Here is a 10,579-nt window from a genome sequence, read left to right as displayed (position 1 = left end):
AATCGTAGATCACCATCCAGTTGCGCGTCGCCTCGACAACCGCATGCGAGTTCTCGCGGTAGCGTTCCAGGAACCCGCCCAGAGACTCGCGATCGTTCTTAACCCGACCAGAGCGCAGGGTCTTGCCACCGCTGTCCTGCACCACCAGATGGCTGTAGGATTTGTGGTAGTCGACGCCGATATGGTATTCATAAGAGGCGGTCATGCTTCCAACTCCCTTGTTGAGATTTTCCGAACCCCAATAAGGTAAGCCGCAAGGCTGGAAGCGTGACTGTCCCTCGATCATCACCTGCATCTCAGTGATCCGTTCTCTCCAGAGGCGGCCTCTTTCATGTCACCTCCTGAAGTGAATTAGCGCCCGCGCCGGTCGAGCACGACGCAATAGCGGGCGGGAATGTTGCCGGGGTTATGAAAAACATGGCCTTCACCGACCGGCATGAACAGACAGTCGCCAGGCAAAAGACGATACACGCTATCGCCTGTTGTCATTTCCATCTCGCCATCGAACAGCCAGATATGCTGGGTCATGCCGCTGCTTGCCGCATGCGGAGGGAAACTGACGCGGCTGCCGGGCGGGAATTCAACGTCGACGATGTCGACATCGGAAGCGGTGCCCGGCGGCGAGACGGAACGCCTGATGTAGCCCGTCTCCGGATCTCGCCAGACCTGCTGCTGCTGGCGACGCGACAGCGGCGAGACCTCTCCCTCCTCCGCAAAAAATGCGGAAAGCGATAAGCCCAGCGCTGCGCATACCCGTGCGAGCAGCGACGCTGTCGGACTCGCCTCGCCACGTTCTATACGCGAGATCATTGCGCGGCTGACACCCGAAGCGCTGGCGAGGTCCTCCAGGGTCAATTTTTTCTGCAGCCGGAGCTTGCGAATGCGAATGGCAATCGCCTTTTCGAGTTCCTGTTCCACCGTCAGATCCTGTTTTCTACTATAATAGAAATGCATAGTCTGATGATGGAATCAAGGGGCATGTTTCCATCTGAGAAACAACCGCTTATACTAAACGAACTCCTTCTTTTCCGCTTTGCGCCAAGGGGCGGCGCTGCTATATGGCGCGCATGAGCACCAATCCGACCACCCCGCTTTCCCATATCCGCAACTTCTCGATCGTGGCCCACATCGACCACGGCAAATCGACACTTGCCGACCGCCTGATCCAATCGACCGGCGGCCTAGCCGAGCGCGAGATGTCCGAGCAGGTGCTTGATAACATGGATATTGAGCGCGAGCGCGGCATCACCATCAAGGCCCAGACAGTGCGCCTGCACTACAAGGCAAAGGATGGCGAAACCTATATCCTGAACCTCATCGACACGCCCGGTCACGTCGATTTCGCCTATGAAGTCTCGCGCTCGCTCTCGGCCTGCGAAGGTTCGCTGCTCGTCGTCGATGCGTCCCAGGGCGTGGAAGCTCAGACGCTTGCCAACGTCTACCAGGCGATCGATAACAACCACGAGCTGGTCACCGTTCTCAACAAGATCGACCTGCCGGCGGCCGAGCCTGACCGCATCAAGGAACAGATCGAGGAAGTGATCGGCATCGATGCCTCGGAAGCGGTGTTGATCTCGGCAAAGACCGGCCTCGGTATTCCCGACGTCCTTGAAGCCATCGTCCAGAAGCTGCCGGCGCCGAAAAGCCCAGGCGGCGAGAAGGCGCCATTGAAGGCGCTGCTCGTTGACAGCTGGTACGACACCTATCTCGGCGTCATGGTTCTCGTGCGCATCATCGATGGCGTACTGACCAAGGGTCAGATGATTCGCATGATGGGCACGGATGCCAAGTACCAGGTGGAACGTGTCGGCGTGCTGACGCCGAAGATGGTCAATGTCGACAGCCTCGGGCCCGGCGAAATCGGCTTCATCACGGCGTCGATCAAGGAAGTGGCCGATACACGCGTCGGCGACACGATCACTGAGGACAAGCGCCCGACGGCCGAAGCCCTGCCCGGCTTCAAGCCGGCGCAGCCTGTCGTCTTCTGCGGCCTCTTTCCGGTCGATGCGGCGGATTTCGAAGATCTGCGCGCGGCGATGGGCAAGCTTCGCCTCAACGACGCCTCCTTCTCCTTTGAAATGGAATCGTCCGCTGCTCTCGGCTTCGGCTTCCGCTGTGGCTTCCTCGGCCTGCTGCACCTCGAAATCATTCAGGAGCGGCTGGAACGCGAATTCGACCTCGACCTGATCGCGACGGCTCCCTCGGTCGTCTACCAGCTGACGATGACGGATGGCAGCGAGCGTGAGCTGCATAACCCGGCCGATATGCCTGACGTCGTCAAGATCGACGAAATCCGCGAGCCCTGGATCAAGGCGACGATCATGACGCCCGACGATTATCTCGGCGGGATCCTCAAGCTCTGCCAAGACCGCCGCGGCATCCAGACTGAGCTCACCTATGTCGGCACCCGTGCGATGGTGACCTACGAGCTGCCGCTCAACGAAGTTGTTTTCGATTTCTACGACCGGCTGAAGTCTATCTCGAAGGGCTACGCCTCCTTCGACTATCACCTCGAAGGCTACCGCGCTGGCAATCTCGTGAAGATGTCGATCCTCGTCAATGGCGAGCCGGTCGATGCGCTCTCCATGCTGGTGCACCGCGCCGCTGCCGAGAAGCGCGGCCGCGACATGTGCGAGCGGCTGAAGGAACTGATCCCGAAGCACATGTTCAAGATTCCGATCCAGGCCGCTATCGGCGGCAACGTCATTGCTCGCGAGACCATCTCGGCGCTGCGCAAGGATGTGACGGCGAAGTGCTACGGCGGCGACGCCACCCGCAAGCGCAAACTTCTGGAAAAGCAGAAGGAAGGCAAGAAGCGCATGCGCCAGTTCGGCAAGGTGGAGATTCCGCAGGAGGCGTTTATTGCCGCGCTCAAGATGGGCGACGAGTGAGAGCCCCACTTTCAGCCCGGCCGGCAAGCAAGCATGGCCGGGCAGCGACCTGATGCCCCTGCCTCAACTGCAGGCCATATATTCCTTCACCAGTCCTTCATAGGCGTCCATCTCGGGCAGCGCCTCGTAGCTGCGGACCGCACCGGTTTCGGCGAAAGGTAGCTTCTCGCGCGTCCAGGTTTCGATAAACGGTTTGAACCAGCGCGGATCGTCCAGCATCGTTGGGCGAAGATTGACGAACCAATCCATCCCCTCCGACCGTGTGAACATCCAGGTCATGCAGTCGCCACAAAAGTAGTGGTGCGCCTCGGGACCGTGCAGGCCGCCGATGACGGGCTCCCCTTCCGTGATCGCAAAGCCTTCCGCCGGGATCGCGGCGCTCAGCGAGTAGGCACTTGACGACATCTTCTGGCAGCCCGTGCAGTGGCAGGCCATGGTCAACAGCGGCTTGGCGCTGATCTTCAATCGCACGCGACCGCATCGGCAGCCGCCCTCCCAAGGCAGTTCCATTTCGGTCATTGCGGCCTCCTTCCTCGTCATGCTCAATCTAGCGGCGGACGGCGGGGCGTCAAATCTGTCAGCTACCGACCGCAGGCCGACGGCCTTTCCTAGAGCATCGGGAAGCCGCGATCCCGCTCGGACATCTGAGCGACTGGGAGCGGCCAAGCGATCGCGATCTTGGGATCAAGGGCGTTGACCCCACCTTCGGCCCCCGGCGCATAGGGCTTGTCGTGCAGATAGATCAGTTCGCAGCTTTCGGTCAGTGTCTGAAAGCCATGCGCAAAACCCTGGGGGATCATCATGGAGCGTGCATTCTCGGCGGAGAGAATCTCCCCATGCCACCTGAGATAGGTCGGCGACTGCGGCCTCAGATCGACGGCGACATCGAAGACCGCCCCAACGAGACAGGATACGAACTTCGCCTCATCGTGGGGGGGCTTCTGGAAATGCATGCCGCGAATGGCCCCCTTTGCCTGCGTCATCGTGTGATTAATCTGCGCGATGCGGCCGATGCCGAAATCGGGAAGCTCTTCGGTGCAAAAAAAGCGCGAGAAGAAGCCGCGTTCATCGCCGAGTCGCCGGCGCTCGATGAGGACGAGGTCATCGAGGGCTGTAGGGATGCGGGTGAAACGGGAGATGGATTTCTCTGGCATTTGCAGCCTTTTTGTTGTGGCAAAGCGATCTTGGCGACAGGCCGCATCGCTACTTGACCCGATTCGGAAATTAGGCTCAAGAGTTGCTCATTGTACCTTGACTGAGGTCATTATGAAGCAGCGCATTCTCTACACGAAGCCATCCATCACCGAACACGAAATAGCCTATGTTGCAGATGCTGCGGCCAATGGCTGGGGCGAGCGCTGCTACGAATATATTAATAGGTTTGAGGCAGCCTTTGCGGCGCACCTTAATGTCAACCACGCAATAGCGACGTCCAGCTGCACTGGTGCCCTGCACATGGGGCTTGCAGCTCTTGGCGTTGGTCCCGGGGATGAGGTGATCCTGGCTGATACCAACTGGATAGCCTCAGCAGCCCCGATCGTGCACCTGGGTGCAAAGCCAGTATTCGTCGACATCCTTCCTGACAGCTGGTGCATCGATCCGAAGAAGGCAGAGGCAGCTATCACGCCACAGACAAAAGCCATTTTGGCTGTTCACATCTATGGAAATCTTTGCGACATGGATGCGCTGCTGGAAATCGGCCGCCGTCGCGGTGTTTCTGTCGTCGAAGACTCGGCAGAGGCGCTCGGATCTGTTTGGCATGGTAGGCGCGCAGGCTCCATGGGAGCCTTCGGAACGTTCTCGTTTCACGGGACCAAAACAATCACCACCGGAGAGGGAGGGATGTTTGTTACGAACGATCCGGACCTCTACAACAGGGTTCTTACTCTCTCGAATCACGGGCGCGCTCGAGGACAAACGAAGCAATTCTGGCCCGACGAGGTCGGCTTCAAATATAAGATTTCAAACTTGCAAGCCGCGATCGGCTTGGCGCAGGTGGAGCGGATTGAACGACTGGTTGGCCGAAAGAGAGAAATCTTCTATGCCTACCGCGACGAGTTCCGACATTTCAATTCGATATCGATGAATCCTGAACCCGACGGAACCGAGAATGGTTTCTGGATGCCAACACTAGTGTTCTCGCCCGACACCGGCATCACTCGTGAAAAGCTTCAGGCCGCATTCATGGCCGAGAATATCGACGCACGGGTGTTCTTCTGGCCGCTAAGTTCACTACCGTCTTTTCCTGGCGCTCCTGACAATGCAATTGCGTATGACTTGCCAGGAAGAGCTATCAATTTGCCGAGCTATCATGAAATGACTGATGCCGAGCAGAGCCGCGTCATTGATGTCGTGAAAGGCATATGTACACAGATTGCCGCCAGCTGAGAGCAAGACCGACATGGGGGAGATAAAAAGCATGTACCTGCTTGGCGCGGCTAGTCCCGAGACTATCCGAATGGTGCACGCGCTGAGAGCATCGTCACCGATCGCTTTTCCAGGTATCCTCGACAACGATCAACGCAAACACGGCACGCTGTTTTTCGGAATGCCGGTTCTCGGAGGCTACGAAGTCATCCCCAGCCTCGCCGGCCCCGGCGTAGGCTTCGTCAGCTTGGTGACTGGAAGTACACGGGCTCGAGAAGAAACCGGTCGCGGTATCGAGGCCGCGGGAGGGCAGCTCGTAAACTTTATTCACCCCTCCGTAGATACCTACATGGTTACTCTCGGGCGAGGCATCTATATTCAACAGGGTGTTCATCTCGGCGCACAAGTCGATATTGGAGACAACTCGAGCATCCATATCGGTGCCGTCGTAAATCATGAATGTCGTCTGGGCCGATCGGTCTTCGTCGCGCCTGCAGCATGTATCGCTGGCTGTTGCGAGATTGGTGACGGCGTATTTGTTGGCGCTAACGCAACCGTGCTGCCGCGCCTGAGAATTGGTAACTGGGTAACCATCGGCGCCGGTGCGGTAGTGACGACGAATGTGCCGGATAATGCTGTTGTCGTTGGCAGTCCGGCTAGGATAGTGAAATTCAACAAGCCCTAGCTCGCGCCTAGTGTAATTCGCGACTTTTGCCGGGGGCTATGAAGAACGATTTGTTTCAGCTGTCGGCCGCCAACTGGCGGGGATCGAACCGCATTTCACCTGGTGCATAGCGTCCCCCACATTGATGGTCGGCGCTCAGTCAGCGGGATCGCCTGGTCTTTGGAACTGAGCTGCGCAACCATTCACCATCCGCGCGGGTCAATCATTCGACCCTCTCGGCCAGTCACGCGCTTGCCTTAGGGTCGGACTAAGACAGGCCCGCGCAAGATACTTGCGGCCATATGCAAATCCCAATTCCTGCAGAATCAGTGCCAAAGCACGGCAACAAAACTAATCGAGGTACGGCATGAGCAACTTTAAGGCAGAGGTCGCAGATCGAATTGCGGCACTGCGATCCAATCAGGCTCTCAACCTCAGCGCATCGGATTTTCTTCGAAAGTCTGTCGATCTGAAATATTCCTACAATTACTTCTGGATGGACCGTCCGATCATTCAGTATCCACAGGATATGGTCGCAATGCAGGAGATCATATGGGAGACACGCCCAGACCTGATCATTGAAACTGGCATTGCGCATGGCGGTTCGTTGGTATTGAGTGCCTCGATGCTCGCGCTGCTTGACTTGACAGATGCAATGGAGAGGGGCGTTTCGCTAGACCCACGTCAATCGAAACGAAAAGTCCTTGGCATTGACATCGACATTCGCGCGCACAATCGAACTGCAATTGAAGCTCATCCGATGGCCTCACGTATCCAGATGATCCAGGGATCCAGCATTGATCCGGCAATTATCGAGCAAGTCCACCAAATCGCAAAACCGTTCCAACGAACTCTCGTATGCCTTGATAGCAACCACACGCACGAACATGTCTTGGCCGAACTCGAAGCCTATGCGCCGCTGACATCCGCCGGCAGTTATTGTGTCGTCTTTGATACGGTAATTGAAGATATCCCCAAGGACGCTTATCCGGATCGGCCATGGGGGCCTGGGAATAACCCGAAGACTGCAGTTTGGAAGTACCTCGAAAGCCATCCAGAGTTTGAGATTGACCGGTCCATCGATCAAAAACTCATGATCACCGTTGCTCCTGATGGCTTCTTGAAACGACGCTAGGTCGTTCCAAATGGCTGGAGCCGGCTGTATATTTGCTCACGCTGGTTCCAACCCAACGAAACTTCGCAGTTATTTGGAGCGCGTCAGAATGAAGATCGTCATTCTCGCGGGTGGATACGGCACTCGCATTTCCGAAGAAAGCCATCTGCGGCCAAAGCCTATGATTGAGATTGGAGGACGTCCGATTCTCTGGCACATCATGAAAATCTATAGCCATTTCGGCTTCAACGATTTCGTGATCTGCCTTGGCTACCGCGGCTACATGATCAAGGAATACTTCGCCAACTACATCCTGCATTCGGCGGACGTTACCTTCGACATGGAGCGTGGCGAGACGACTTATCACGCCACCAAGGCCGAGCCTTGGCGCGTGACGCTCGTGGAGACCGGTGAGGGTTCGATGACAGGCGGGCGGCTGAAGCGTGTTGCCAACTATCTCGACAATACGTTTTGCCTGACCTATGGCGACGGCGTCGCCAATGTCGACATTAAAGCGTTGACCGAATTTCACCGAAGCCATGGACGCGAGGCGACTGTGACCAGCGTGGTGCCACCCGGGCGCTATGGTGCGTTATTGACCGAGGATGGGAAGGTGATGAGCTTCACCGAAAAGCCCGCGGGCGACAACGGACGCATCAACGGCGGTTTTTTCGTGCTTAACCGATCTGTGCTTGATCGCATCGAAGGCGATCTCACGCCGTTCGAGGGCGCGCCGCTCGAAGGCCTCGCCACCGACGGCCAATTGATGGCTTTCCCACATGATGGGTTTTGGCGGCCGATGGACACGCTGCGCGACAAGAACCAGCTCGAAGAGCTTTGGCAGAGCGGCCATGCGCCGTGGAAAGTCTGGTCATGAGCAGGCTTCCGGATCAGCTTTTTTGGTCGGGCAAGCGCGTCTTCCTGACGGGGCACACCGGGTTCAAGGGCACCTGGGCGCGGATTTGGCTTTCCCGGCTTGGCGCTGAGGTGACGGGCTACGCGCTTTCGCCGCCGACCATGCCTTCGCTGCATGGGCTTGCTGGCAGCACCGGTCTGACGGCTGAGACGATTGCTGACATCCGCGACGGACCGACGCTCACGAAAGCGCTTGGCGCATGCGATCCCGACATCATCCTGCATATGGCAGCGCAGCCGTTGGTGCGTCGCAGTTATCTTGAGCCGGTCGATACGTTCGACGTCAATGTCATGGGGACGGTGCGCCTTCTCGAGGCGGCGCGTTCGCTTGATGCGCTAAAGGCCATCCTGGTCGTTACCACCGACAAGGTCTACAGCAACGACGAGAGCGGACGGCACTTCGTCGAAAGGGATCGGCTTGGCGGACATGACCCCTATTCCGGGTCAAAGGCTGCGAGCGAGATCGCAACCGCGACCTATAGGGATTCCTTCTTCAGACTGAAAGGCGTGCATGTCGCCACCGCGCGTGGTGGAAACGTGCTCGGCGGCGGCGACTTCTCGGAGGACCGGTTGGTTCCCGACATCGTCCGCGCCGCCATTGCCGGCGAGATCCTTGATATTCGCAACCCGCTTGCAACACGGCCATGGCAGCACGTGCTCGACTGCCTGAACGGCTATTTCCTGTTTTGCGAAGCTCTATATAGCGGGGCTGTGTCGGCCGAATCGCTGAATTTCGGGCCATCCCCCGATGAAGCGCAGATCCCGGTCGGCCTTCTGGCATCATCGGTTCAAGCAGCCATGGGGCTCGGACGAACATGGCGGGATACCTCAGCAGAAGACAAGCCGCGCGAGATGCATGCGCTGAGTCTTGATCCTGCCGAGGCTAACCGCTGTCTCTCCTGGCGCGCGCGTCTGACCCAAGCCGAAGCGATAGACTGGGCCGCACGCTGGTACGATCAATGGCGCCGGGACGAAAATGCACTCTCGCTTGTCGTCGGCCAGATTGATGCTTTCACGAAAGGCTTCTAACCACATGTCTCACCAATGCCGTTTCTGCTCAGCGCCGCTGACGACCGTGGTCGCGGATCTTGGATCGACACCGTGGTCCAATTCCTTTCTGCCTGATGCGGGCGCGATTGCCCGGGAACGCTCCTTCCCGCTGAAGGTCATGGTTTGTTCGGAGTGCTTTCTGGTTCAGACAACAGAGAATGTGCCGGCTGACGAGATTTTCAACGCTGACTACGCTTACCTCTCTTCTTACTCGACGAGCTGGCTTGAGCATGCCAAACGCTATGCCGAGATGATGACCAACCGTTTCGGGCTCTCAGCGGATTCGACGGTAGTCGAAGTCGCCTCGAACGATGGCTACCTTTTGCAATACTTCGCCGCCAAAGGCATATCGGTGCTCGGCGTGGAGCCGGCCGCAAACGCGGCAAAGATCGCGGAGAGCCGGGGTGTGCCGACCAAAGTCGCTTTCTTCGGCAAAGAGATAGCCGCAGCGTTGGTCGAGAGCGGCGTGAGTGCCGACGTGGCGGCTGCCAACAACGTCCTCGCACACGTACCCGATATCGCAGACTTCGTCAGTGGTTTTGCCATCCTTTTGAAGCAAGACGGCGTCTCGACATTCGAATTCCCCCACATCCTGGCGATGATCAAGGGAATCCAGTTCGACACCATCTATCACGAGCACTACTCGTACATGTCGCTGCTCGCAGTCGAGCGCATTTTCGGCGCTTGCGGGCTGACGGTCTTTGATGTCGAGGAGATTCCAACGCACGGCGGTTCGCTGCGTGTCTTCGCACAGAAGGCGGAAGGCACCCGCGCCGCGACGGACAGGTTGCTTGCGCTCCGGGCAAAGGAAGAGGCCTTCGGCCTCAAGAAGATGGCGACCTACGAACAGTTTGGGACGCAGATCGAAGGCGTGTGTGACGAGTTCAAGGCCTTCCTTCGTCGCGCGAAAACAGAAGGCAAAACAGTCGCCGGGTATGGTGCCGCGGCCAAAGGAAATACGTTCCTGAATGTTTGTGGCGTCAATAGCAACGACATCGCTTTTGTCGTCGATCGCAGCGACATCAAACAAGGTAAGTTGTTGCCGGGAAGCCATATTCCTGTCTATGCGCCAAGCCATATCGAAGCCGCGAAGCCAGATTATCTGGTCATCCTGCCGTGGAACCTGACCGATGAGATCGTCAACTCGAACGAATACATCCGCGCATGGGGCGGGCGCTTCGTGGTAGCGATACCGACGCTGCAGATTATTTGAGGAGGATGCAAAGCGGTGCCGGGCCGCAGAACTCCGTTTTATGGCGCGCACCTCTCCGTGCAGGGGGACCTTATGGGCTTGCCATCGCCTTCGACAAGGCGCGTCTGACGGAATGCAGGGCGCTCAGGCCGTCTAAACAGCTCCCTTGCGAGGATGGGCGGCACAATCCAGCGAAACAGTCGTGAATTGTGTGGCTTGGCGCCGGCGAACAACGTAACATTACAAAAAATCATGCGCGGCCCTATGTCGCAAACAAAGGCCAAACAGGCGCATTCAACGTTGAATTACCACAATAATCGGTCGAACGCCGTTCGGCGTTGAGCCGGCTACCTCTACTAATCTCAACTTTTGATTGATTTCTTGGT

The 10,579-nt window shown here is 57.7% G+C and carries 10 protein-coding genes and 1 pseudogene; 7 read left to right on the top strand and 4 right to left on the bottom strand.

Annotated elements, in window-relative coordinates:
• Together BN77_RS04395 and BN77_RS04390 are read right to left on the bottom strand one after the other, a co-directional pair.
• A pseudogene (locus BN77_RS04395) lies at positions 1-205 on the bottom strand (IS110 family RNA-guided transposase); the annotation flags it as partial.
• Between the two features lie 146 nt (positions 206-351).
• The gene (locus BN77_RS04390) at positions 352-918 is read right to left on the bottom strand and encodes a helix-turn-helix domain-containing protein (RefSeq protein WP_007528871.1); all 567 of its coding nucleotides are present in this window, start codon (positions 916-918) and stop codon (positions 352-354) included.
• A 140-nt stretch (positions 919-1,058) separates the two neighbouring features.
• Here BN77_RS04390 and lepA point away from each other — a divergent pair, with 140 nt between their 5' ends.
• Positions 1,059-2,891, top strand: a complete 1,833-nt coding sequence (lepA, locus tag BN77_RS04385) for a translation elongation factor 4 (RefSeq protein ID WP_007528869.1) — start codon at positions 1,059-1,061, stop codon at positions 2,889-2,891.
• A gap of 63 nt (positions 2,892-2,954) precedes the next feature.
• Here the strand turns inward: lepA and BN77_RS04380 are convergent, their stop codons facing one another.
• The gene (locus BN77_RS04380) at positions 2,955-3,410 is read right to left on the bottom strand and encodes a GFA family protein (protein WP_007528867.1); all 456 of its coding nucleotides are present in this window, start codon (positions 3,408-3,410) and stop codon (positions 2,955-2,957) included.
• An 89-nt stretch (positions 3,411-3,499) separates the two neighbouring features.
• Positions 3,500-4,030, bottom strand: a complete 531-nt coding sequence (gene rfbC / locus BN77_RS04375; RefSeq protein ID WP_040677557.1) for a dTDP-4-dehydrorhamnose 3,5-epimerase — start codon at positions 4,028-4,030, stop codon at positions 3,500-3,502.
• A 127-nt stretch (positions 4,031-4,157) separates the two neighbouring features.
• Here rfbC and BN77_RS04370 point away from each other — a divergent pair, with 127 nt between their 5' ends.
• The 6 genes from BN77_RS04370 to BN77_RS04345 all read left to right on the top strand — a co-directional run bounded on the left by BN77_RS04370 (position 4,158) and on the right by BN77_RS04345 (position 10,214).
• Positions 4,158-5,279 (top strand): DegT/DnrJ/EryC1/StrS family aminotransferase, encoded by a 1,122-nt coding sequence (locus BN77_RS04370; RefSeq protein WP_007528862.1) that lies wholly within the window; start codon positions 4,158-4,160, stop codon positions 5,277-5,279.
• Between the two features lie 70 nt (positions 5,280-5,349).
• Positions 5,350-5,943 carry an LbetaH domain-containing protein gene (locus tag BN77_RS04365; protein WP_208856424.1) on the top strand — a complete coding sequence of 198 codons (594 nt, stop codon included), beginning with the start codon at positions 5,350-5,352 and terminating at the stop codon, positions 5,941-5,943.
• A gap of 346 nt (positions 5,944-6,289) precedes the next feature.
• Positions 6,290-7,057, top strand: coding sequence for a cephalosporin hydroxylase family protein (locus BN77_RS04360; RefSeq protein WP_007528858.1), 768 nt, complete (start codon positions 6,290-6,292; stop codon positions 7,055-7,057).
• 88 nt (positions 7,058-7,145) lie between these two features.
• Positions 7,146-7,913, top strand: a complete 768-nt coding sequence (rfbF, locus tag BN77_RS04355; protein WP_007528856.1) for a glucose-1-phosphate cytidylyltransferase — start codon at positions 7,146-7,148, stop codon at positions 7,911-7,913.
• Complete coding sequence (gene rfbG / locus BN77_RS04350; RefSeq protein WP_007528854.1) at positions 7,910-8,980, top strand: CDP-glucose 4,6-dehydratase; 1,071 nt, start codon at positions 7,910-7,912, stop codon at positions 8,978-8,980. Before rfbF ends, rfbG begins: the two co-directional genes overlap by 4 nt.
• A 4-nt stretch (positions 8,981-8,984) precedes the next feature.
• Complete coding sequence (locus BN77_RS04345) at positions 8,985-10,214, top strand: class I SAM-dependent methyltransferase (protein WP_007528852.1); 1,230 nt, start codon at positions 8,985-8,987, stop codon at positions 10,212-10,214.
• Positions 10,215-10,579 lie beyond the last annotated feature (365 nt).

It is taken from the genome of Rhizobium mesoamericanum STM3625 (genome assembly GCF_000312665.1).
In the GTDB taxonomy this organism is placed as follows: Bacteria; Pseudomonadota; Alphaproteobacteria; order Rhizobiales; family Rhizobiaceae; genus Rhizobium; species Rhizobium mesoamericanum.
Note: the sequence above shows the minus strand (reverse complement) of the source record. Positions and strands in the feature narration are given on the sequence as shown.